The 23,374-nt window shown below is 57.5% G+C and carries 18 protein-coding genes; 6 read left to right on the top strand and 12 right to left on the bottom strand.

Translation table 11 applies throughout. The features are described 5' to 3' along the window. Nucleotides 1–113 precede the first annotated feature (113 nt). From AC13DJ_RS02210 to AC13DJ_RS02155, 12 genes are all read right to left on the bottom strand, one after another. A complete protein-coding gene (locus tag AC13DJ_RS02210; RefSeq protein WP_482932955.1) occupies nt 114–1,043 on the bottom strand; it encodes a restriction endonuclease subunit S in 930 nt (309 codons plus the stop codon). Continuing rightward, a complete protein-coding gene (locus AC13DJ_RS02205; protein ID WP_474539913.1) occupies nt 1,040–3,181 on the bottom strand; it encodes a class I SAM-dependent DNA methyltransferase in 2,142 nt (713 codons plus the stop codon). Before AC13DJ_RS02205 ends, AC13DJ_RS02210 begins: the two co-directional genes overlap by 4 nt. A 12-nt stretch (nt 3,182–3,193) precedes the next feature. After that, complete coding sequence (locus AC13DJ_RS02200) at nt 3,194–3,403, bottom strand: helix-turn-helix domain-containing protein (RefSeq protein ID WP_474539914.1); 210 nt, start codon at nt 3,401–3,403, stop codon at nt 3,194–3,196. 82 nt (nt 3,404–3,485) lie between these two features. Next, the gene (locus tag AC13DJ_RS02195; RefSeq protein ID WP_474539915.1) at nt 3,486–4,043 is read right to left on the bottom strand and encodes a hypothetical protein; all 558 of its coding nucleotides are present in this window, start codon (nt 4,041–4,043) and stop codon (nt 3,486–3,488) included. Next, nucleotides 4,043–5,188, bottom strand: a complete 1,146-nt coding sequence (locus tag AC13DJ_RS02190) for a helix-turn-helix domain-containing protein (RefSeq protein WP_474539916.1) — start codon at nt 5,186–5,188, stop codon at nt 4,043–4,045. The genes AC13DJ_RS02195 and AC13DJ_RS02190 overlap by 1 nt, the downstream gene beginning before the upstream one ends. A gap of 252 nt (nt 5,189–5,440) precedes the next feature. Then, entirely contained in the window at nt 5,441–7,336 is a 1,896-nt protein-coding gene (parE, locus tag AC13DJ_RS02185; protein WP_022989958.1) for a DNA topoisomerase IV subunit B, read from the bottom strand. A gap of 100 nt (nt 7,337–7,436) precedes the next feature. Further along, the gene (locus AC13DJ_RS02180) at nt 7,437–7,934 is read right to left on the bottom strand and encodes a protease complex subunit PrcB family protein (RefSeq protein ID WP_473802164.1); all 498 of its coding nucleotides are present in this window, start codon (nt 7,932–7,934) and stop codon (nt 7,437–7,439) included. Further along, nucleotides 7,931–8,362, bottom strand: a complete 432-nt coding sequence (locus tag AC13DJ_RS02175) for a hypothetical protein (RefSeq protein ID WP_482932954.1) — start codon at nt 8,360–8,362, stop codon at nt 7,931–7,933. The genes AC13DJ_RS02180 and AC13DJ_RS02175 overlap by 4 nt, the downstream gene beginning before the upstream one ends. A gap of 409 nt (nt 8,363–8,771) precedes the next feature. Next, the gene (locus AC13DJ_RS02170; RefSeq protein WP_474541157.1) at nt 8,772–10,823 is read right to left on the bottom strand and encodes a TRAP transporter large permease subunit; all 2,052 of its coding nucleotides are present in this window, start codon (nt 10,821–10,823) and stop codon (nt 8,772–8,774) included. A 15-nt stretch (nt 10,824–10,838) separates the two neighbouring features. Next, complete coding sequence (locus AC13DJ_RS02165; protein WP_482932953.1) at nt 10,839–11,849, bottom strand: putative solute-binding protein; 1,011 nt, start codon at nt 11,847–11,849, stop codon at nt 10,839–10,841. Between the two features lie 58 nt (nt 11,850–11,907). Continuing rightward, on the bottom strand, nt 11,908–12,972 hold the full coding sequence (locus AC13DJ_RS02160; protein ID WP_482932952.1) for a hypothetical protein: 1,065 nt from the start codon (nt 12,970–12,972) through the stop codon (nt 11,908–11,910). 217 nt (nt 12,973–13,189) lie between these two features. Further along, nucleotides 13,190–13,810, bottom strand: a complete 621-nt coding sequence (locus tag AC13DJ_RS02155) for a TetR/AcrR family transcriptional regulator (protein WP_232901613.1) — start codon at nt 13,808–13,810, stop codon at nt 13,190–13,192. 132 nt (nt 13,811–13,942) lie between these two features. On the opposite strand from AC13DJ_RS02155, the gene AC13DJ_RS02150 reads away from it, so the two are divergent. From AC13DJ_RS02150 to AC13DJ_RS02125, 6 genes are all read left to right on the top strand, one after another. Further along, nucleotides 13,943–15,739: an acyclic terpene utilization AtuA family protein gene (locus AC13DJ_RS02150; protein ID WP_482932951.1), complete on the top strand. Its 1,797-nt coding sequence runs from the start codon at nt 13,943–13,945 to the stop codon at nt 15,737–15,739. Nucleotides 15,740–15,926: 187 nt separating this feature from the next. Continuing rightward, a complete protein-coding gene (locus AC13DJ_RS02145) occupies nt 15,927–16,793 on the top strand; it encodes an SDR family oxidoreductase (RefSeq protein WP_482932950.1) in 867 nt (288 codons plus the stop codon). 9 nt (nt 16,794–16,802) lie between these two features. Beyond that, entirely contained in the window at nt 16,803–18,419 is a 1,617-nt protein-coding gene (locus AC13DJ_RS02140) for an acyl-CoA carboxylase subunit beta (protein ID WP_482932949.1), read from the top strand. 579 nt (nt 18,420–18,998) lie between these two features. Further along, a complete protein-coding gene (atuD, locus tag AC13DJ_RS02135) occupies nt 18,999–20,159 on the top strand; it encodes a citronellyl-CoA dehydrogenase (RefSeq protein WP_482932948.1) in 1,161 nt (386 codons plus the stop codon). Between the two features lie 174 nt (nt 20,160–20,333). Continuing rightward, nucleotides 20,334–21,149 carry an enoyl-CoA hydratase/isomerase family protein gene (locus AC13DJ_RS02130; RefSeq protein ID WP_482932947.1) on the top strand — a complete coding sequence of 272 codons (816 nt, stop codon included), beginning with the start codon at nt 20,334–20,336 and terminating at the stop codon, nt 21,147–21,149. A 231-nt stretch (nt 21,150–21,380) separates the two neighbouring features. Continuing rightward, nucleotides 21,381–23,345 carry an acetyl/propionyl/methylcrotonyl-CoA carboxylase subunit alpha gene (locus tag AC13DJ_RS02125; RefSeq protein WP_482932946.1) on the top strand — a complete coding sequence of 655 codons (1,965 nt, stop codon included), beginning with the start codon at nt 21,381–21,383 and terminating at the stop codon, nt 23,343–23,345. The last annotated feature ends 29 nt before the right edge of the window (nt 23,346–23,374 follow it).

Genomic DNA, 23,374 nt, shown 5'->3' with positions numbered 1-23,374 from the left:
AACGCTGGAAGCGAATCAAGGGGTTTGACCAACTGAAGCTGGTCGTGGACAACGTGCAGTTTCAGGATGGAATACAGGTGGAAGATCAATCTGGCAGGAACGCTGCCTGATGGTCATACACCAGATTTGACAATAACTCGTATTTCTCGGCTGTAGGCCATATCTCGATTTAACCCCGGCACAGCAACATCGGTATTAATGAACTGTACATTTTGAAGGGCGTGATACAGGAATAAACTGCTTTCTTCGGCGGAAATAAAATAGACGGTATCAATAGGGTAGAAATCGGCATTTACCCAGTAGACACTCCCAACATTGCCTTTTCTTCCAACTACGATACCAGGCCCTTTTACCAAGGCTTTCTCGTGGCTTCCTACCTCCCCACTTGATCCATAAACGAGAAATGGACCTGGCACACGCACTTCGGCTTTCAGTGCTTTTCCATAGTTAAGTGTTGCAATTTTCTTGAGTGGCTTCTTCTCCCACCCCTCCGGCACACCATCAATAATCTTAACTTGTTCATGTCCGGGAAAGCGCAAGTGAACAAACCATTCCTGGTACAGCAGGCGAGCAGATTCTTCCAACAACTGGATACGGCGGCGGTTGTTTGTGATTAGATCGTCGTAAGGGGAAATCAACTCTTCAACAGCGGCCTGAAGAGCGTGGTCTTTTGTACATATTACATTGCGAGCATGGAGATCATTACGATTCACGCCCGGCACAGCTGCCTTATCACTTTTCATTCCCTTCAAAACTGATTGAAGGAAGTAATACACAAACTTAGGTCTGTTACCCTTAAAGTTCTGCACATACAAAGCAGTATTTAACGGCCAACACTCTCCTTCAACGTAATAGACCTCTCCTAAAGTACCATATCGACCGGTTACTACAGCAGGGCCATCGACTTTGGCGGTATTGTGGTATCCAGTAATGCCCGAGGAAGAAACAACAGGAACATCGCCATTCTTACGGGCAGAATTAGGTAAGTCATAGCCTCTTTTTAAAGTCAATATTTCTCCAAGCTGACATTCCGTCCAACTCATACCCCCAACTCCTCAAAGTTACGGGTAATCTTTTCGGCCAACTCTGCCGCTTCAGCATTTAAACCTTGCAACTCAATATGAATATCGCGCAATTTTTCTTCAAAATCGAAGTCTTCATCCACCTCTTCCGGTGCTACACCCACGTAGCGGCCCGGCGTCAGGCTCCAGTCCGCGGCTTCAATTTCCTTGATATCCACCAGTTTTACTAAGCCTTCCACATCGCGCAGCTTACCTTCCGGGAAGCGACTTAGCAGCCAATGGGCCTGTTTATAGAAGTAGCGCACCTGCTTGAGTTGCTCTACTGCCAGCTTGCGGGCTTCATCAGCGGCTTTCTTAAGGTTGTTGCGACCTCGACCATTTAACAGCGTGCTGTCCCACAGCTCGCTGTCTTTGGCGTTATTGGCTTCGGCCAACTCAATCACGCGAGTTGCCAGCTTGTAGGCCAGGTCGATTTCTTTAATCAAGTTTCGGCTTTGTTCCGACAGGTCTTTCAAACAAGCATCTTTGTCGATGAAGTCCAGCAAGCTGGCAGCATCGTTATAGTCGTTTTCATTCCACCACTTTTGCAGGTCGTTCGTCAGGACTTGAAATGCGGACCAGCCGCCCTCTACAGAGCCTTTGGCATTTAAGTAATCGACATAGGGCTCAACACTAATGCCGTCTTGCTCCAGCTTTTCCATAAAGGGCTTAAAGGCTTGGTCGAGTTTTCCCAACTGAGTGATAAAGTCTGGTACCGGCTCGCAGGCTAACTCTTCAGAATTTTCACAATAGCGAGCTTCAAAAATGGCTTTGTCGATATACCGCTGCACCAATTCAACAAACCGCTCGCCGTCGCCACGGTAGAGCCAGACCACAGCGGTCAGGTTTTGCTGCTGTTCCGGGCTGAAGTCGTAAATCTTGCGGGTGACTTTGCGATAGACGTTGCGGGCATCCAGCATTAACACCTTGTCTTTCAGATGCGCGGGTTTGTTTTTATTCAGGAACCACAACTGGCAAGGAACCGAGCGTGTATAGAAGAAGTTACCGCGAATATCGACCATGATGTCCACATGGCCTGTTTTCACCAACTGCTCGCGCACCTTGGCTTCGTCCCGCCCGGCACTGGAGGCCTGGGACGACATAACAAAGCCCGCCCGGCCTTTTTCGTTCAGGTAGCTGTAGAAATACTGAATCCACAGATAATTCGCGTTGCTGACCTTTTTGTTTTTGTTGACACCCGGCAAACCAAAGGGCAGGCGGCGCTTATCACCTTTGACTTTGTCTGCGTCGACCTCATCCACGTTAAAAGGCGGGTTTGCCATCACATAATCGACGGTGCCGAAGAGGCCTTCGTGGGGGTCGTTGTAGTAGGTAATGGCGGCTTCACCACCTTCCACATTGCCTTCCAATCCATGCACCGCCAGGTTCATTTTGGCCAGGCGCGTAGTAACCCGGTTTTTCTCGTGGCCGTAGAAAGTCAGCTCGTGCGGGTCTTGCGCGTGTCGCTCCATAAAGTGGGCGCTTTGTACAAACATGCCGCCAGAACCACACGCCGGGTCAAAGATTTTGCCGTGATCCGGCTCCAGCACATTCACAATCAACTGTACTAACGAGACCGGGGTAAAGAATTCACCACCATCGTGCGCCCCCTGATCGGCAAACTGGGTGAGGAAGTATTCGTAAATACGACCAAAAATATCCCCCGTAGCCTTCTTTAATTCTTCCGGATTGAGCGTACGTAGCAGCATGCCCAACACGTCGTTGGGAATATTGTTGTATTCCTGCTTGGGTAGCTGATTGCGCAGGTTGGTGTAATCAGCCTCAATAGATTCCATGGCATGGATAATCGCTTCCGCGCGGTTATCGGCATCAGTCAGGGCAATCAGGTAGTCGAACTGCGCTTCCGGCTTGAGGTAGATAGCGCTCTTTTTAGAGAAGTCTTCTTTGGTAAGCTCGCGGGTTTTACCACCGCGACTGGGCAGAGTTGCGACAATCTCGTCCTTAACTGATAGATAGCGACTGTAGGCATGGCGCAGAAAGATCAGCCCCATCACCGGCAAGAAGTACTCATTGCTAGCCAGCTCGGAGTTGGCGCGTAAGGTATCAGCCGATTTCCACAGGCGTTTTTCAATCGCTTCGATATTTTCCAGTTGTGCCATGGGGCCGGATTCCTAGTTATCTTCTGATTTATTCGGTTCACTGACACTGGCGCGGTTGTGCTGGGCGACAATATATTGCTCCAGCTCACTTTGCTTGAATCGCCAGGAGTTACCCACCTTGAAGCCTGGTAGTTGGCCACTTGCAGCCAGCCGGTATATGGTCCGCTCGTTAACCTTGAGGTAGTCAGCCACGTCCTTGATGGTCAGTATGGGGTCACTCATGACGAGAAATCTCACCAGTGTCGAAAAAGTACAGGACTGTCAATTTAAAGGATCTGGGAGGGATATCAAGCAAGACGGGTATTCAGGCATTTTGATTGCCAAACAGTCGCTGGAAATCGGCGCTGAAATTGGCGGGCAGGTCTTTAAAGTATTTCCAGTACTCAACCAGGCCATTGATGGTTTTCATGTCCGTATGGCCGCTGTCCAGCATGATTTTGAGCAGTTCTAACGTCGGCATGACCTGCGCATCGAATGCCTCAGCCAATTCGGTCATATCCTGGTCATCCGTCACCACCGGAACACCTAGTTCTAGCGCATAGGAGATATACCATGCATCAACTTTGGACGGACCCGGCAATTCTGTTTGCACATAATCCCAGACGTATTCAAACGTTTGTTGGATGGATTTTTTCTGCTTTCTTCCAACATTAGGGAAGTGTTTGCGATTCTCGGAGAATTCTTGCTCGTCCACCCAGGGAAATTTGCTTTGAAGCTTTGTACTTGCAAGCTCTTCGTTCAGCTCAGGCAGGATATACAGGCTGTACTCGTTATCACCAAAGGGCACGAACAGTAAGGGACGTATGGTTTTGGCCAACCTTAGGTAGGCATTGGTATCAACGAGGATTTTCGATTGCGACATCAGGTCAACTCTGTGTGGATACTCCGTGCATCAAGTAGTGGCATATCCAGCACAGTTTGAACGAAACCCGGCCCCTTACCGTGCTCCTTTAGGTATTTTCTAAGCAGGTCGAAAAATGGGGTTTCGAATGCGTCCTCTGCCTTCTCAATGTAGCTTCGGGCACTTGGCTTGCCATGATCGTCAAGCGCTGTACCTCCGAATAACGCAACACTGAGGTTTTTATATCTTTTATTGAAGTTAGTTACAGCGCCTGGGAAAGCGGATTTACTCAGCTGTATCTCTGGCCGGCCAGTTGCTTTGGCATATTTTTTCACCTGACCAATCACCGTATAAGGCGATATCATCAATTGGTCAGCCAAGCTAATAACATGTGCAATTTTAGCAGCAGAAGACGGCTTCGCTTTGATTGAAGCATATGCCTGCTCAGCTAACTCATGAGGGTATAGTAGGCTCGCAGCAAATGCATCAGCAAAATCTTCAGCCTCGTCTCCTTCAAGGCTTGGTGACAAGCAATGCCCCAGCTCATGAGCCATCCAAAACTTAAAATCGTGGATATTGGTATCGAGATTTAGATACACCCATGTGGTTTGGGAATCTGGTAGGTATATGTGCACCGCATTTTCATGTACTTTTTTTGCGCCCCACATTACGGGCACTACAACGGCCTGTAGCTCACTGAATCGACGGATCAGGTGTGTGAAGTCCACACACTCTACCGGGCCAAGATTAATATCTTCTCTAACCTTCGCTGTTACAGCGCGGAGGTAGTCATAATCACAGTTCGGCGACTTAAGTACCGGCGGCATTTCAAAGGTGTCAAACGGCAGGTAAGGTACGAGGTGACGCAAGAAACGCCCGATTTCCTGGGCTTTTTCGATATGATGATCTTTTGTTTTTGTGCCACGCATTTTTCGAAATGCCACTTTCGGCGCGGCCGGGTCGTCTCTTATGACTAACTCATCGAAAGACAAGTTCAGCAGCTTGCCCAACTGAAGAAGTTTATTCGGACGGGGAAAAGATTTTGCGTTTAGCCATTGAGAAACGGCTTCTTTAGACACACCTAAAGCATCGGCAACGGCAGTTTGGCTAAGCCCCGCCTTTTCGATCGCCTGTTGAGCTTTATTAAGATTCAGTCTTTTTTGCATGCGCAAAGTATATGCTGAGGTCAAGTTTTGTCAAGTTTGTTACGTGTAGATAGAACAACCGCCTGACCGATTGCCTCTACCAGTTAATCCTAGCTCCTATATCCACAGAATCGAACGCGCACCGGCTTAAAAGCAAAAAGCCGAGCGTCTTGCCCGGCTTTTTGTTGAGAACAACTCTCATCGGTGACAACTTATGCGCAAAACGGTGACACTTTATGGGCTAAAAATGTCACCTTATGGGTGAACCTACAATCAAACCGCCACGTCTGCCATATTGCCGTAGGCTTCCAGCCAGGCCCGGCGGTCTGAGGCCCGCTTCTTGCCCAGCAGCATATCCATACGCTCGTCGGTGTCATCACCGTCTTCCAGGGTCAGCATCACCAGGCGGCGGGTATCCGGGGCCATGGTGGTTTCCCGCAACTGAAGCGGGTTCATCTCACCCAGGCCCTTGAAGCGGGTTACCTGAAGCTTGCCCCGGCGCTTCTCGGCTTCCAGCCGGTCAATAATGCCCTGTTTCTCGTGCTCATCCAGGGCGTAGAAGGTTTCCTTGCCCAGATCCACCCGGTACAGCGGCGGCATGGCGACAAACACATGGCCGGCGGAGACCAGCGGCCGGAAGTGCTTCACGAACAGCGCACACAGCAGGGTGGCAATGTGCAGGCCGTCGGAGTCGGCATCGGCCAGGATGCACACCTTGTTGTAGCGCAGGCCGGTCAGGTCGTCAGAACCGGGGTCTACCCCGATGGCAACGGCAATGTCGTGGACCTCCTGGGACGCGAGGATTTCACCGGAATCTACCTCCCAGGTATTCAGGATCTTGCCCCGCAGCGGCATGACCGCCTGGAATTCCCTGTCCCGGGCCTGCTTGGCAGAACCGCCAGCCGAGTCCCCTTCCACCAGGAACAGCTCCGAGCGATTGGTGTCCGAGCCGGAACAGTCGGCCAGTTTGCCGGGCAGAGCCGGGCCGGAGGTGACTTTCTTGCGGGCTACTTTCTTGCTGGCCCGCAGACGGCGCTGGGCATTGCTGATAAACAGCTCGGCCAGTACCTCGGCGATGTCGGTATGCTGGTTCAGCCACAGGCTGAAAGCATCCTTGACCACGCCAGATACGAACGCCGCGGCTTCGCGGGACGACAAACGCTCCTTGGTCTGGCCGGAGAACTGGGGTTCCTGCATCTTGAACGAGAGCACATAGGCCACCCGCTCCCAGATATCTTCCGGTGACAGCTTAACGCCCCGGGGCAGCAAGCTGCGGAACTCGCAGAATTCCCGCATGGCTTCGAGCAGGCCGGTACGCAGGCCGTTTACGTGGGTGCCGCCCTGGGCGGTGGGAATCAGGTTCACGTAGCTTTCCATCACCGCGTCGCCGCCTTCCGGCAACCACTGGATGGCCCAGTCTACGGCTTCTTTGTTACCGGAGAAGCTGCCAGTAAACGGTTCCAGCGGGACCGCTTCGATATCCGCCAGGGCCGTGCGCAGATAATCCCGCAGGCCGTCCTCGTAGAACCACTCGTCTTTTTCGCCGGTCTTTTCCTGCAGGAAGGTCACCCGAAGGCCCGGGCACAGTACGGCCTTGGCGCGCAGGTTATGGCGCAGGCGGCTGACCGAGAAATTGGGGCTGTCGAAGTATTTCGGATCCGGCGTGAACTTCAGGCGGGTACCGGTGTTGCGCTTGCCAACGGTGTCGACCACTTCCAGCTCGGAAGCCTTATCGCCGTTGGCGAAGGTCATCCGGTGCAACTGGCCGTCACGCTTGATCAGCACTTCCAGGTGGGTAGACAGGGCATTCACAACCGAGACACCCACACCGTGCAAACCACCGGAGAAGTTGTAGTTACCTTCAGAGAACTTGCCGCCGGCGTGCAGGCGGGTCAGGATCAGTTCGACCCCGGGCACGCCCTGTTCTTTGTGAATATCGACGGGCATCCCCCGGCCGTCGTCTTCCACGCTCAGGGAATTGTCACTGTGAAGCACTACGTCGATTCTGCGGGCGTGGCCGGCCAGTGCCTCATCCACACTGTTGTCGATCACTTCCTGAGCCAGGTGGTTGGGCCTTGAGGTGTCGGTGTACATGCCCGGGCGCTTGCGCACCGGGTCCAGGCCACTGAGGACTTCAATAGCGTCGGCGTTATATTGTTGCTGGCTCATAGGGACGGCATGACTCCGCAATTGGTCGTGAAAGCTGAGCCATAGCTTAGGGATTCACGCTGAAAGATCAACGGTTGTTTTGTGCCGGTGCCGGACCGCGTCACTTTCCAGCGGTTTTGACGATGGGCTGAGGCGTAAGGCCAGACACTTCCAGCCTTTGCCAGTGGTCGCCCTTCACCGCCAGCACCACACAAGGTGAGGTAATCACCTGCGCCACCATCATATCCGGTGCCGGTGAATTCACCTGCATGGCCAGTTTCAGTACTGGCTCCTGCCACTGGACATCCTGCAGGCCGACACTGTAGCCGGCCGTAGGTTTCTGCCCCAGAGTCACGATAATGAGCTGCTCTGACGCCAGGTCCACCTGCCGGATTACGCCAGTGGCCATATTCTGGCCACTGACACCCAACAGGTTCTCCAGCGCTTCCGGCGAGCTGACCGGCGCCACACCGGGACCAGTCAGGCCACAATGGGCCGACTGGGTAACCTGCCGCACCTGCGGCGCAGGCTGGGCTTCCCTGGGGGCATTGGCACTGCAGGCCGCCAGCAGCGTGGCAGCGAGTACTGCGGTTGCAGGTTTAAGGGGAAATCGGTTCATTGCGTCATCCTGGTTCGATTGTCGGCCGGGCCGGTTTGTGTCTTGGGAGTCCTCAGCTGATACCCCTGAAAGCCGGGCCGGGGCAGTATATCCGGTGAAGCCGCAGAAATCGTGGGCCGGGAAAAACCGGTAGTCAGGCGGATATCGGAGAGGCTTTGGCCTTCCTCGATGGTGATCACCTCCCGCAAGCCGGTAATCGGATACTCGGCGCAGGCCTCGCCCGGCTGGCAAATGATTCCGTCACCATCCAGGTCACTGCCGGCTACAAGATAGTAGTCTCCCGGGCGCACCTCGCGAAGCTGCTGCGGCTCTTCGCCATCGTCGTTCTCGAAACGGAACGAATAGACGCCGTTTTCCGCATCCAGGGTCACCTGGGATTCGGCCATATACAGGTTATCTTCATTGGGCTCGGTGTTAACCAGCAGCACAAAGTGCCGGCCGGCGTTTCGGGCCTGTTCGTCGCTGACCAGCTGGCCGGCCTGTCACCCAGCGACAGGTTGGAAACATTACCATCGCCGAAAACGCTGAGCTCAACCGATACGCTCTGCTCGCCCTCGTTGCTGAGTGACACCAGGGCCGGCGATGCCGAAAGAATGGTATCCGCAAAGGCACCGACGAACCGGAGCCTCCGCCACCACAGCCGGCCAACACCGCCATCCCTGACACCAGAACCATAGATCGACTTAGATATTGCACGGGGCATGTTTTCCGTTATCAACAGGTTTACCGGTTATACGGCCAATCTTCCGTGACCGACCCTTACAGGCATATTGCACCAGCCTGATCGTAAAAAAACCCGCGAGAGCAGAGCTTCGCGGGTTTTTTATGCTACTGCGCTTATAAAGCGTAGAAAAGCATGGGCACAAACGCCACCAGTAACAGCGTGGGTACCATTACCGCCAGCGGCAACAGCAGGCGCTGATAGCGATGCCAAAAGGAACCGGTGCGCTCGGCAGCCAGCACTTCGGTTTCGCCTACCACTTGCCGGGTCAGCAGGTGATTGAGGGCCACCGGCGGGCTCAGATAACCCAGCTCGAACGCCACCAGGCACACAATCCAGAAGTGCAGCGGGTCGATACCAATCTGGATAGCCGGCTGGGCGATGGTAGCCGATACCAGGATAACGGCACCGAACGGGTCCATCACCATGCCGATCACGGTCAGCATCAGCACGATCACCATCATGGCCAACCAGGGGCTGGTCAGGCTTTCGGGGAACAGAGCGTGTACGATATCGGAACGCTCCAGAATACCACCCAGGCAGATCGAGAAACCGATCAGGGCCAGCAAGGCGCCGATATGTACGGCCGAATCACTGGCAGCAGAGCTGCTGCGATCGAAGAACGCCTGGGTTCTGGACTGGCCGGTTTCCTGGCCTGCCTTGCCGGCATCCAGCATCACGACAGCCAGCATCACCAGCGGCAGAATCAGTGGCGCACTGTATTCATTGAACTGAAGCCCGAGTACAACCCAGATGACCAGGATTACGGCGGCTGCGGTCAGGGCATAGGGAATCAGGGGGCCAAGCTCACGCACGGCTGCACGAAAGGCACCCGGGGCCGGCCGCGGTTTCCAGTTACCTTCGGTCTTGCAGACGATGAAGGAGAACAGGGAAGCCGACATAATGAACACCCAGAAGCCCCAACCATACATCTCGGTGGTGGTGACTTCCTTGTTCAGTGCCGCGACCACCACGATCAGCAAGCAAGGATTCAGCACCACACCCAGGCTGCCGGACATCGCCGTGGTCGCCAGCGACAGCTGCCGGCCTGCACCGGCGCGACGCAGCTCGTCGTACACCACCCCGCCAACGGCAAGGATGAAGATACCGGAGGCGCCGGTGAAGGCCGTCGGGAAAGCGGTGGCGAAGATAATCACCGAGGCCAGCATGGGTGCAGGCAGGTTGAACGGCTTGAGCACATTCAGCAACAGCTCCGGCACCCGGGTCTGCTTGAGCATCATGCCCACCAGCACATACAGGCCGATGTTGATGAACATGGACGACAGGTTCGACATCATGCCGAAGTAAATCGCCAGGCCTGAGCTGTAGCCGTCTACAAAGAAGAAGTAGCTCATGGCGATCAGGCCCATGGTGCAGTACAGCGGCACCACCAGCCCCGACGACATGGCAAGGGAGCCGGCTTTCATGCGCTCCGGCACGAACAGGAACCGGATGGCATTGATCACCATGAACAGCCCGAACACCAGCGACCAGGCATATTGCAGGATTATGGTGTCACCGGACCCCGGGGATGCCTGCAGTCGCCCGACATAGGCACTGAGGGACAGCAGCATCAGCCCGTTCACCACAAACTGGGAACCCTGGCTCAGGCGCCATTCCGCCCGGTTTCTCGGCAAGCGCAAGGCAATGTGGTCCGCATCCAGCGCCGAGATGGCCGCGGCCATGGCAAACATGCCAATGAACAGGAACTTGGTCAGGTCGATGTTCTTGAGCAGAAAGTCCGCCAGCCCCTGTTCGATATCCTTGAACACACCCAACGCCCAGGTGGCATGCTTCTGGTTTTCGGCGAACTGCAGGTGACGCTGCTCACACAGGGCCAGGTTGCTTTGCAGGGACTTGCGGATAGCTTCCGGGTCAGGCGGAGAGCTGAACAGATCGTCCGGGTCCGGCTTGTAGGCGGCTACCCGGCGTTCCACTTCCGTGTCGATATCAACAAACAGGTTACAGGTAGGCTCGGTTGCATCCGGGTTGAGCAGGTAATAATTGGGCCATACCTGCTCGCCTACCCACAGAAGCCTGGAATGGAGCGAGTTGCCCATTCCCAGCGCCAGGGTCGCCAGAAGTAACAGCAGCAGGATTACCCCGTGCAGCCTGTGCACGGGGTAGAGCGTCCTTGCGCCGGTAGCGGTCATCGCTCGCCAGTTCATCGTCAGTGTCTCCGATTATTCCCGGTTAGCCGCGGTGCACTCGGAAGCACCCGGGTTGCTGGCACAACGGATCTTGCTCAGCAGGCTCATCATTTTCGGGTGATAGACACTCGGTGCGTTGTTCACACCGTCACGCATCTCCAGGCGGTTCTCGCGGAACATTTCCTGGTAGCCGGTGATGTCTTTCTCGGGAATACGAATCCACTGCTCGTCCGGAATACCCTCTTCCTGGCCCTGGATCAGGTTCATGGCCTGCGGGTACATACCCCAGGCAACATCACGGGCTTTCTGGGCGGCGTCGTCGTCCAGCACTTCGTCACGGGCAACAATCTGGATGGTCAGCTGGGCCAGCGGGTAATCCACAATGCCGCCCTTGTCGCCAATCCCCTTGTACAGCTCCAGCGCCTCGTAGGCGAAGGCCGGGGCATAGGCTGCATCAACCGAGCCGTTGTTAAACTTGCCGGCAAAGTTGGTGATATCGGAGGGCACCACGGTGGCCTTCACGTAGTTCACCATGTGGATGGCGTCTTTCTGGTAGTCCAGGGTCGCCATGCGCTTACCGGCCAGTTCACCGGCGGTGTCGATGCTGCGGTCGTTCACGAACAGGTAACCGGCACCGGCCGGCACAATACCCAGAACTTCATAGCCGCCGTCTTTCATCAGCGGCGCCGCCTTGGCCTGGGCCAGGGTGGCCAGCAGGGTTTTCAGGTCGTCGTAGGTGGGGATGGCACCCACGGCACTGATGCTACCGGTGAACTTGTTGAACGGACGGATACGGATATCGGTAGCCGCTACCGCATCACACTGGCCGGCATTGAAGTCGCCTACGGCCACGCCTTCATCGGTGTAAGGCTTGAGCTCGAAGTCCACACCGTGGGCTTTCATTTCCAGAGCGTAGTCTTTTACCAGGTTATACACATCGCCATTGGCGCCGATGACATCGAACACGCACATGGAAACGGTCTGGGCTGAAGCCAGCGGTGCGGCCACAGCAAGGGACAAAGCGGCAAGGGATTTGCGGATCATGACGACCTCCGGGTCATTCTTGTGTTTGTGGATAAGGCTTTCGTGCCGGACGGCGCTGCTACAGCAGGCCGTCCAGGTCCATGGTTTCAACGTTTTCGGTGCTGCATTCCGGGCTCATCTTGCCGAAGTAGCTCTTCGGCGTGCGGTGCCCGTAATTGGCGGTCCAGTGCTTGTCAGACGAGAAGGTCACAACGCCCCGGGCCACCTCATCAACCAGTCGGTACTCGTCCCACACCTCGATACGACCGTCCGCCTCTGCGAAGCTGGCGATGGCATCGGCCAGTACCTGCGGGCGACCGAAGGTCTCAGCCGCTACAGCCTGCAAAGCGTGGGAAGCGCGCATACCGGTTTGCACACCCAGCTCGGCGCTGTTCTCCAGCACCTGCCAGGGGTCGGGGGCGAGTTCCGGACGGGTATCCGGCAGCAGCAGCCACACCAGTGCACGAAGGGCATTGGGCAAGCCGCCCCATTTTTCGTTGTCTACACACTGGGCTGCCCGCTCGGCCTGGGGCGCAATGTTGCGGGGCACGCCAGCCATGGCGCCGGAGTTGGAATCGTTCACGATCGCCTGCATACCGGCCAGCAAACCAAGCAGGAAGGTCAGCTCGTCCTGTTCGCTGAACAGGAACGGACATTCCAGGGGTTCTGCCGAAGGATCAAAATCGTAGGCCGCCATCGCACGCTGGAAAGCCTGGTAACGGCGCTTCGCGGTCTGGGCGTGCAGTCGCTTGGCCTTTTCACGGGCATCCTTGGCGGCAGGAACGTCACCGCTGTAATCGGCCCGCAGGAAATCAAGCTCGGCTTCCCAGGTGCGGTATTCCATGCAGTTGGCTGCCAGCAGCATCAGCAGGGAACCGGTGGTATCCGGTGCAGAGGTTACCCGGGAGAATGAATACATGAGGGGGTCGACACCCTCGCCCAGGGCGCAGGCCATCTTCGGATCCGACATCTGCATCACGTAGGGTGTTGCTTCAGACTCCGAGTAATTGGAAAGCACCACGCCAGTGGTGGTGTAGATCGGGTTTGCAGAACAGCCGGCCAGCAACAGCACGGCCCCCGCGGTCGCTGTCTGGCGAAGGCGAGACGGGCAAGCACGCATGTAAGAAAACAGTGAGGAGATCATAGTTCGACGACCTTTCTTGCTTTGTTGTTGTGGGTGCAAGAATGCGGCGATTGCTGTCAGACAGAAATGGCTCGATTGCCGAAATGGATATGCCGATCAGGCCAATGGCCTGAATGGAAATCAAGAAAAGAGAAATTTATTGATATAAAACAATAGGTTTTGAATCAGCCAAAAATCAGGGGACACAGAAAATTTTTTAAGTATGTGAATGAATATTTTACAACTTCATAATTGCGAGCACCTGATCAGTCAACCCGTCGAGCGTTAATCCGCCCCGCTCCGGCCGGTACCAGGTCACCGTCCAGCTCAGGGCCCCGGTCAGCATCCGGCGCACAATGAACGGTTCCGCATCGATACTGCCCTCCGTGCGCAGTTGCTCCAGCACCGATAGCCACAGGCCTTCATAGTGATCCCGCAGGGCCAGTACTTCCGCCTGCGATTCCTCAGACAAGCTCCGCCACTCATACACCAGCACCGCCATGGCCTCACCGGTCTGGCCGTTGATGGACTCCAGCTCGGCCCGCACCAGCGCCCGGAGCTTCTCCCGCAGGGTGCCCGCCTGCTCCATGGCCGCGTACATCAAGGCGGTATTGAGGCGAATGGTCTCCACCATCACCGCTTTCAGGATTTCTTCCTTGGTTCGGAAGTGATGAAACAGGCTGCCAGACTGGATACCTACTGCTGCTGCCAGGTCGCGCACTGTGGTGCGCTCGTAGCCTTTGTCCCGGAATAACCTGGCCGCCTCTTTCAACAAGCGCCCGCGAGCACTGGCGGGGTCGGAAACAAGCTGTTCGGCGATGAGGGACTGAAGAATCTCGTTCTGGTTCACAAAGGCCATCCGGTTGTCTTGCTGGGACTTTTTATTCTACCCGAGATTTGCCTGTTTACAAACCAAGCGCTTGCTTGGTATTGTCGATGACATCGTTGCACCAGTCCGCAATCGCCGGGCGCAAAGAGCAAGGCAAACAACATGGCACAACCCGACAAACCTATCCGCATCGGCTGCTCCGCCGCTTTCTGGGGCGACACGGAAACCGCCGCCGCCCAGCTGGTTCATCAAGGCAACATTGATTACCTGGTGGCCGATTACCTGGCCGAGATCACCATGTCGATCATGGCCGGCCAGAAGATGAAAGACCCGGCTCAGGGTTATGCCCGGGACTTCGTTGAAACCGTCATGGCTCCGCTGCTGGGCGACATCAAGAAGCAAGGCATCCGGGTGCTGACCAACGCCGGCGGCGTGAACCCGGTCGCCTGCCGCGATGCCTTGCAGGCCCTGTGCGAGCAAGCGGGCGTGGACCTGAAAATCGCCGTGGTGCTGGGCGATGACCTTCTGTTGAAGAAAAAGAAACTGGCCGACGCCGGCATCACCGAGATGACCACAGGCCAGCCTTTCCCGGCCATGATGGTGAGCCTTAACGCCTACCTGGGCGCACCTGGGCTGGTGGCTGCACTGGAACAGGGGGCTGACATCATCATTACGGGTCGGGTAGCTGACAGCGCCTTGGTACTGGCGCCGCTGGTGCATGAATTCGGCTGGAGCTGGAACGATTACGACAGGCTTGCCCAAGGCAGCCTGGCGGGGCATTTGCTGGAATGCGGCGCCCAGTCTACCGGCGGCAACTTTACCGACTGGGACCAGGTGGCCGACGGCTACGCCAATATGGGGTTTCCGATAGCCGAGGTCAGCGCTTCCGGCGACTTTGTGATCACCAAGCCAGAAGGTACCGGTGGCCTGGTCAGCCTGGGCACCGTGAGCGAACAGCTGGTGTACGAGATTGGTGACCCACGGGCTTACCTGCTGCCGGATGTGACCTGTGATTTCACCCAGGTGACGCTGGAAGAGATCGGCAAGGACCAGGTTAGTGTTACTGGCGCGAAGGGCCTGCCGCCAACCGACAGCTACAAGGTATCCGGCACCTGGCCGGATGGCTTCAAATGCACGGTCACCTTCCTGCTGGCAGGCATCAATGCCAAGGCGAAGGCGCAGAAAGTGGCCGAAGCCATTCTGGCGAAGACATCCGCGATGTTTGCCGAGCGTGGCCTGCCGGACTATTCCGAAACCAGCATCGAGCTGTTGGGTACCGAAACCACTTACGGCGCCCAAGCCCGGGGCGACCAGTGCCGGGAGGTGGTGGTGAAGATAGCCACTGCGCATCCGAAGAAAGAGGCCCTTGTGCTGTTTTCGAGGGAGATTGCTCAGGCCGCGACGGGCATGGCGCCGGGGATCACCGGCATTGTTGGTGGCCGGCCGACGGTGTGGCCGAAGATTCGTTTGTTCTCCTGTCTGGTGCAGAAGTCTGAAGTATCGGTTTCCGTGGACCTGGCGGGCGAGAAATCGACCGTCGAGGTGGCTTGTGAGGGTGGTTTTGATAGCAACGCCCTGCCCCCTGAGCGGGAATCCCGGACGGAGGTTTCAACAGACACGACGGTGCCGCTGATCAAGCTGGCCTGGGCGCGGTCTGGTGATAAGGGAGATCACAGCAATATCGGGGTGATTGCGCGGGATCCGGAGTTTTTGCCGTTTATTGAGGCTGCGTTGACGGAGCAGGCGGTGGCGCAGTGGATGAGTCATACGCTGAATCCGGAGTCTGGCAAGGTGACGCGCTGGGCGATGCCGGGGCTGAATGCGTTCAATTTCTTGCTGGAGCACAGTCTGGGTGGCGGTGGTGTGGCTTCGCTTCGGATTGATCCGCAGGGTAAGGCGTTTGCTCAGCAGTTGCTGGAGTTTCCGGTGCCTGTGCCTGATGGGCTGATATCCCAGTGAACTCACTTTATTCGCTTCGGTGCAAGCACCCCAGCGGGGGTTGGCCTTACAAAAAGCGCTCCTTCGGCACATCCCTGTGGCGCTTGTCTTCGGCCATCCATGGCCTACGAAATTTTTGTAAGGCCAACCCCCGCTGGCGCGCCCAGACAATATTCCCGGATTCGACAGGTCTCAAAAGGAAAGTTTTATGAGTTATCAATCTGTACTTCGCCCCGGCTTGTTTGAAGGCCAAGTGTTTATTGTCACCGGAGGCGGTTCGGGTATTGGCCGTTGCACGGCTCACGAACTGGCGTCGCTCGGTGCTCGGGTTGCGCTGGTGGGTCGTAAGCAGGAAAAGGTGGACGCGGTTAAGGCCGAGATTGAGGCCGACGGCGGCATTTCCAGCGCCCACGCTTGCGATATTCGCGAGGAGGAGTCGGTCAAGGCGACGGTGAAGGCCATTATTGAGACCCACGGCGGTCTGAACGGGGTGGTGAACAATGCCGGCGGGCAGTTTGCGTCGCCGTTGACGGGGATTAATCAGAAAGGTTGGGAAACGGTGGTGCGCACCAATCTGACCGGCGGTTTTCTGATTTCCCGGGAGGCCTATACCCAGGCGTTAAGTAAAACCGGTGGTTCGATTGTGAACATTGTGGCGGATATGTGGGGTGGTATGCCGGGCATGGGCCACTCAGGGGCCGCACGGGCCGGGATGGTGAATTTTACCCAGACGGCGGCGGTTGAGTGGGCGCCTTCCGGGGTTCGGGTGAATGCGGTGGCGCCGGGGTGGATTGCTTCCAGCGGTATGGATAACTACCCGGCTCATATGAAGTCGTGGATCAAGAGCCTGGCGGATGCGGTGCCGATCAAGCGGATGGGGACGGAGTCGGAGGTGAGTTCGGCTATCTGTTTCCTGCTTAGCCCGGGCGCGGCATTTATCAGTGGTGACTGCCTGCGGATTGACGGGGCGGCATCTCAGGGCGGGCGTGTTTGGCCGATGCCGAAGGCGAAGAACAATGAGCCCTATAACGGCTTCCATCGGGCGGTAACGCCGAAAGTATTGAGTGACGACTGAGGATTTCCCATGCAGGTACTGGAAACAACAATAAGCCCCCAGTCCGACGAGTTCCGGGCCAATGTCGAGGCCATGGAGGCGCATATCTCGACTTTCCGGGATGTGGAGCAGAAGGTTCTGGACCTGGCGGAGTCGGCCCGGGAGAAGTTTACCAAGCGGGGCAAGCTGCTACCGCGGGACCGCATCAATCGGCTGCTGGATCGTGGCAGTGAGTTTCTGGAGCTGTGTTCACTGGCCGGTTACAAGATGCACGATGACAAAGACGGTTCCATGGCTGGCGGCGGTATTATTGCCGGCATAGGCAGAGTAGCCGGAGTACGCTGCTTGGTGGTCGCAAGCAACAGCGCCATCAAGGGCGGAACCATTACCCCCGCCGGTCTGGACAAGACCCTGCGTCTGCAGCAGATCGCCATGGAGAACAAGCTGCCGGTGGTGTCGCTGTCGGAATCGGGTGGCGCCAACCTGAACTACGCCACGGACATTTTCGTGCTGGGCGCCCGAGGCTTTGCCAACCAGGCCCGCATGTCGGCTGCCGGTATTCCGCAAGTAACGGTGGTTCACGGCAACGCCACCGCCGGTGGTGCCTATCAGCCGGGCCTGTCCGATTACGTGATCACCGTGCGCGAGCAGGCCAAGATGTTCCTGGCCGGCCCGCCACTGCTGAAAGCGGCCACCGGTGAAATCGCCACCGATGAAGAACTCGGCGGCGCAGAAATGCACGCCACCGTGGCCGGCACCGCTGAATACCTGGCCGAGGACGACGCCGATGGCATCCGCCAGGCCCGGGAGATTCTCGGCGCCCTGCCCTGGAACGAAAACCTGCCGCTGCGCAAGAAGCCACATTGGGATGAGCCGCTGTATCCGGCGGACGAACTGCTGGGCGTAATTCCTTCCGACGCCAAGAAGCCCTACGACGTGCGCGAAATCCTCGCCCGCATCGCCGACGGTTCCCGGTTCCTGGATTTCAAGAACGACTACGACAACCAGACTATTTGCGGCACCATCCGGATTCAGGGCCACAGTGTAGGCATCATCGGCAACAACGGCCCGATCACCCCGGCCGGTTCCACCAAGGCGGCACAGTTTATCCAGCTGTGCGACCAGGCCGGCACACCCATCCTGTTCCTGCACAACACCACCGGCTTCATGGTGGGCACCCACTCGGAACAGAACGGCATCATCAAACACGGGTCCAAGATGCTGCAAGCCGTTGCCAACTGCCGGGTGCCGAAAATCGCCGTGGTGGTCGGCGGCTCCTACGGCGCCGGCAACTATGCCATGTGCGGTCGGGGCCTGGACCCAAGATTCATCTTCGCCTGGCCCAACAGCCGCACCGCCGTCATGGGCCCGGCCCAGGCCGGCAAGGTGATGCGCATTGTGGCCGAAGAAAAACAACGCAAAAGCGGCATAGAGCCCGACGAGAAGACCCTGGCGTTCCTGGAACAGGCCACCGCCAAGAAACTCGAAGACGGCTCCACCGCCCTGTTCGGCACCGCACGGCTCTGGGATGACGGCCTGATCGACCCACGGGATACCCGGCGAGTTCTGGCCCTGGTTTTGTCTGTCTGCCGCGAGGCCGAGCAACGGCAGCTACGGCCCAACTCTTACGGCGTGGCTCGGTTTTAGGTTGGGAGTTGGGTGCCACTTGAGTTTTGGCTCGGGTGGTGCCCGCCTCGGGGATTCTTGTTTGGGGGGTAGAACCATGTGGGAAGGGCTGTCCAAAAACCGCTACGAGCACCCGCAAGCGGGTCCAGCCAGCAATCATAGATTGCTGTCGCTCCGCAGCACGCGAAGCTTCGCTTCTAAAGCGTTTGCTCCGCCCATGTGCGCTTCTCTTCGGCCATCCATGGCCTGCGAAGATTTTTGGACAGCTCATCCCACATGGTTCTACTCGACGTCACAGGAACGTCTTTTTCGAGATGGCTTATCAAACTCGACCAAGATGTATAACAGCCATGTATCAGCTGCACCGAACCCACAAATTGCTGGCAGGATTCACTTGAGTCTTGCATCAAAGCGGGTGTGGGGGCGGGCCTTCAGAAAATGTGCGGAGCCATGGATGGCGGAGCCCAAGCGTCACACGGACGTGCCGAAGGAGCGTTTTTCTGAAGGCCCGCCCCCACACCCGCGACCCCAAGCAACCAGACAAGCACCAAACAACAAATACCCGAGCTAACCATCTTTAGAAAGCAGGAGAGAACAACAATGAAATTCACAGCCGAACACGAAGCCCTGAGAAAAACCGTCAGAGACTTCGTTGAGAAAGAGATCAACCCGCATTGTGACGAATGGGAAGAAGCCGGCGAGTTTCCCATACATGAGGTATTCAAAAAACTTGGCAACCTGGGCCTGCTGGGCATCCAGAAGCCGGAAGAGTACGGCGGCATGGGCCTGGATTACAGCTACAACCTGGTTGCTGCAGAAGAACTCGGCATGGCCAAGTGCGGCGGCGTGCCGCTGGCGATCGGCGTTCAAACCGACATGTGCACCCCGGCCATCGCCCGCTTTGGTTCCGACGAACTGAAACGGGACTTCCTGGCCCCCGCCATCGCCGGTGACATGGTGGGTTGTATTGGTGTCAGTGAAGTGGGGGCAGGCTCAGACGTAGCCGGCCTGAAAACCACGGCGAAGAAAGACGGCGATGACTACGTCATCAACGGCTCCAAGATGTGGATCACCAACTCCCCGAAAGCGGATTTCATGTGTCTGCTTGCCAACACCAGCGACGACAAGCCTCACAAGAATAAAACCCTGATCATCGTGCCCATGAACACGCCGGGTATTTCCTTCAGCCCGCACCTGAACAAACTGGGCATGCGCTCGTCTGAAACCGCCCAGGTGTTCTTTGACGACGTGCGCGTTCCCCAGCGCAATCGCATCGGCGCGGAAGGCACCGGTTTCATGTGCCAGATGATCCAGTTCCAGGAGGAACGCATGTGGGGCGCGGCGAACGTGATCAAGGCGCTGGAGAACTGCATCGACCAGACCATCGAATACTGCCGCGAGCGCAAGACCTTCGGCCAGCCGCTGATCAACAACCAGTACATCCACTTCCGCCTTGCCGAACTGCAGACGGAAGTAGAAGCCCTGCGCGCCCTCACCTACCAGGCCTGTGAACTGCACATTGCCGGCAAAGACGTGACCAAACTCGCGTCCATGGCCAAGCTGAAGGCCGGCCGCCTGGGCCGTGAAGTGACCGATACCTGCCTGCAGTACTGGGGCGGCAACGGCTACATGTGGGAAAACCCCCTGGCCCGTGCCTACCGCGACGTGCGCCTGGTGTCCATCGGCGGCGGCGCCGACGAAATCATGCTCGGCATTATCTGTAAGCTGATGGGCACTTTGCCTGGCAAAAATCGCGACTAACGTTTGGAGTAGGGCCTCATGGGCAGGTAGAGCTTTCCGGGACACGCTGTGAATACATCCATGTACGCTTGACTGCAGCATCCCTGCTGCAGACAGTCCCGGAAAGCTCTACCTGCCCACAAGGCCCCAAACATTGCCATTGGTACCCTATGCCGGCCTGAAACGGAGCCTGATATGGAAAAGCAACTACCACATTGCGAAACACTGATTCTCGAGAAACAAGGCCCGTCCCTGTTTCTCACCATAAACCGCCCGGACGTCCGCAACGCCATGAGCCTGCAGATGGTCGCGGAGTTGGCCGCCCTGTTCACCGAAGTAGAAAACGACAACAGCATCCGCGCCGTCGTCATCCGCGGCGCCGGCGGCCACTTCTGCGCCGGCGGTGACATCAAAGACATGGCCGGTGCCCGGGGCCAGAAAGGCGAAGGCAAGGACGACCCGTTCTATAAACTCAACCGCGCCTTCGGCCAGATGATCCAGCAGGTCAACGAATCCTCCAAAGTCGTCATCGCCATCACCGAAGGCGCCGTGATGGGCGGCGGCTTCGGCCTGGCCTGCGTCTCCGACCTCGCCATCGCCGGCCCGACCGCGAAATTCGGCATGCCGGAAACCACCCTCGGCGTCATCCCGGCCCAGATCGCCCCGTTCGTGGTCGAACGAATCGGCCTGACCCAGGCCCGCCGGCTGGCACTTCTGGGGTTGAGAATCGACGCAGCGGAAGCCTGCGCACTGGGCATTGTTCACCAGGTTGCGGAATCCGAAGAACAGCTGGACGACATGCTGAACCAAGCCCTTGAACGGGTTCGGCTGTGCGCCCCGAATGCCACGGCAGAAACCAAGGCGCTGTTGCACCGGGTTGGCAATGAAAGCATGGCCGGTTTACTGGATGCTGCCGCCGGGAAGTTCGCCGCTGCGATCCGTGGCCCGGAAGGCACAGAAGGAACCATGGCATTCATGCAAAAGCGTGAACCAAAGTGGGCTGAAAGCTAGAAAAACGACAACAAACACACACTGTTCAATAGCTGTTGAGCAGGCACGAACAAAGTCAGCGGAAGCGCCGCTGGCGGGGAGGGCCTCCGGAAAATCTCGGAGGCCATGGATGGCCGGAGCGAAGCGCCACAGGGATGTGCCGCAAGGAGCGTTTTTCCGGAGGCCCTCCCCGCCAGAGGTGCGCACGAGCACCCAAACACGCAGGCGCGTATCAAGGCAGGTGACATACAAATGCTAAAAAAACTACTCATCGCTAACCGAGGCGAAATCGCCGTCAGGGTCATCCGTACAGCCAAGGCGCTGGGCTACCGAACCGTTGCCGTCTACTCCGAAGCCGACGCCAACGCCCTGCACGTTGAACAAGCCGACGAAGCCGTCTGCATTGGCCCGGCACAAGTCGCCGCATCCTACCTGAACGCCGACGCCATCCTCGATGCCGCCGCCAAAACCGGCGCCGACTGCATCCACCCCGGCTACGGCTTCCTCTCCGAAAACTCAGGCTTCGCCAAAGCCATCAAACAAGCCGGCCTCACCTTCGTAGGCCCTCCCGAAAACGCCATCGAACTCATGGGCAGCAAACGCCGCTCCAAAATCGCCATGCAGGAAGCCGGCGTACCGGTCGTCCCCGGTTACGAAGGCAACAACGCAACCGACGACGAACTCATCGCCGCCGCCAAGGACATCGGCTACCCCCTCATGCTCAAAGCCTCCGCCGGCGGCGGTGGCCGGGGCATGCGCCTGGTGGAAAGCGAAAGCGAGTTAGCCGACAACATCAAACGGGCCCGCTCCGAAGCCAAACAGGCCTTCGGCGACGATGAACTGATCATCGAAAAAGCCGTCATCGAACCCCGGCACGTGGAAATCCAGGTCTTCGCTGACCGCCACGGCAATGCCGTGTACCTGGGCGAGCGGGACTGCTCCGTACAGCGCCGGCACCAGAAAGTCGTGGAAGAAGCGCCCTCACCTTTTGTCACCCCGGAACTGCGCAAAGCCATGGGCGAAGCGGCCGTCAAAGCCGCCCTGGCCTGTGGCTACGAAGGCGCGGGTACCGTGGAATTCCTGGTCGACAAAGACCGTAACTTCTACTTCCTGGAAATGAACACCCGCCTGCAGGTAGAGCACCCGGTCACTGAGCTGATCACCGGGCAGGACCTGGTGGCCTGGCAGCTGATGGTGGCCGAAGGCCGGCCACTGCCGCTGGCCCAGGAAGAGATCGAACTCAACGGCCACGCCATCGAAGTGCGCCTGTACGCCGAAGACCCGGCCAACGGCTTTACCCCGCAAACCGGCACTTTGCACGAGTTCACTCCGGCCGAGGGAGAAGGCCTGCGGTTCGACACCGGCGTGCGCTCCGGCGATGTGGTCAGCCCCCACTACGACCCCATGCTGGCGAAAGTCATCGCCTGGGGCCAGAACCGGGACGAAGCCCGCCGCCGCCTGATCCGGGCGCTTGAAGACACCACCGTGTTCGGCGTAACCACCAACCGCCACTTCCTCAGCCGCATCATCGCCGACGACACCTTCGGTGCCGGAGAAGCCACCACGGCGTTCCTGCAGCAGGCGTTCAAAGATGATCCATCGCTGGCACCGCAAGCACTGAGCATCCGCGAACTGGCCCTCAGCGCCTGCGCCCTGAGCCTCAACAGCGCCGGGCAGGAAGGCTGGAGCAACGCACCGGCCACAGTAATTCCCATGAAGCTGGAAATACAGGAAGACACCGTGGAATTGCTGGTGCGTCACAGTGGCCACAAACTGCTGGTCTCCCATGGCGATGACCACTATGAACTGCTGATCCAGAGCCACGAACAAGGCCAGCTGTGCATTATCGACAATGGTATTCGTCAGCGGTGCCAATACTCCCGGGCCGGTGATTCCCTATATTTGCAGGCACTCGGCCGGTCGTGGTCGGCAACCGACATCACCCACCAGCCTGCCACATGTGCCCAGGGCGCCGGCAGTGGGCGTATCCAGGCCAGTATGGACGGGGCGATTATCGATGTGCTGGTTGCCGCCGGCGACACCGTACAACAAGGCCAGACGCTGGTGATCCTGGAAGCCATGAAAATGGAACATCCGGTGAAAGCCGACAGGGATGGCACCGTTGCCGCGGTGCACACCAGCAGCGGAGACCAGGTACGGCGCAGCCAGTTACTGGTAGAGCTGGCCGCCAACGAAACCGAAGAACAAACACAATAACAGGCGCAGGGCAGCACCCCTGCCCTGTC

The sequence above is a fragment of the Marinobacter sp. L-46 genome (assembly GCF_056859535.1).
This window is presented reverse-complemented; position numbering and strand designations above follow the sequence as displayed.

Excerpts from the sequence above, each read along its gene's own strand:
- atuD (WP_482932948.1), top strand. The coding sequence starts at position 18,999 with ATGAAATTCACAGCCGAACACGAAGCCCTGAGAAAAACCGTCAGAGAC.
- AC13DJ_RS02190 (WP_474539916.1), bottom strand. The coding sequence starts at position 5,188 with ATGCAAAAAAGACTGAATCTTAATAAAGCTCAACAGGCGATCGAAAAG.
- AC13DJ_RS02160 (WP_482932952.1), bottom strand. The coding sequence starts at position 12,972 with ATGATCTCCTCACTGTTTTCTTACATGCGTGCTTGCCCGTCTCGCCTT.
- parE (WP_022989958.1), bottom strand. The coding sequence starts at position 7,336 with ATGAGCCAGCAACAATATAACGCCGACGCTATTGAAGTCCTCAGTGGC.
- AC13DJ_RS02145 (WP_482932950.1), top strand. The coding sequence starts at position 15,927 with ATGAGTTATCAATCTGTACTTCGCCCCGGCTTGTTTGAAGGCCAAGTG.
- AC13DJ_RS02195 (WP_474539915.1), bottom strand. The coding sequence starts at position 4,043 with ATGTCGCAATCGAAAATCCTCGTTGATACCAATGCCTACCTAAGGTTG.
- AC13DJ_RS02200 (WP_474539914.1), bottom strand. The coding sequence starts at position 3,403 with ATGAGTGACCCCATACTGACCATCAAGGACGTGGCTGACTACCTCAAG.
- AC13DJ_RS02155 (WP_232901613.1), bottom strand. The coding sequence starts at position 13,810 with ATGGCCTTTGTGAACCAGAACGAGATTCTTCAGTCCCTCATCGCCGAA.
- AC13DJ_RS02170 (WP_474541157.1), bottom strand. The coding sequence starts at position 10,823 with ATGAACTGGCGAGCGATGACCGCTACCGGCGCAAGGACGCTCTACCCC.
- AC13DJ_RS02165 (WP_482932953.1), bottom strand. The coding sequence starts at position 11,849 with ATGATCCGCAAATCCCTTGCCGCTTTGTCCCTTGCTGTGGCCGCACCG.
- AC13DJ_RS02130 (WP_482932947.1), top strand. The coding sequence starts at position 20,334 with ATGGAAAAGCAACTACCACATTGCGAAACACTGATTCTCGAGAAACAA.
- AC13DJ_RS02150 (WP_482932951.1), top strand. The coding sequence starts at position 13,943 with ATGGCACAACCCGACAAACCTATCCGCATCGGCTGCTCCGCCGCTTTC.
- AC13DJ_RS02140 (WP_482932949.1), top strand. The coding sequence starts at position 16,803 with ATGCAGGTACTGGAAACAACAATAAGCCCCCAGTCCGACGAGTTCCGG.
- AC13DJ_RS02125 (WP_482932946.1), top strand. The coding sequence starts at position 21,381 with ATGCTAAAAAAACTACTCATCGCTAACCGAGGCGAAATCGCCGTCAGG.
- AC13DJ_RS02180 (WP_473802164.1), bottom strand. The coding sequence starts at position 7,934 with ATGAACCGATTTCCCCTTAAACCTGCAACCGCAGTACTCGCTGCCACG.
- AC13DJ_RS02210 (WP_482932955.1), bottom strand. The coding sequence starts at position 1,043 with ATGAGTTGGACGGAATGTCAGCTTGGAGAAATATTGACTTTAAAAAGA.
- AC13DJ_RS02205 (WP_474539913.1), bottom strand. The coding sequence starts at position 3,181 with ATGGCACAACTGGAAAATATCGAAGCGATTGAAAAACGCCTGTGGAAA.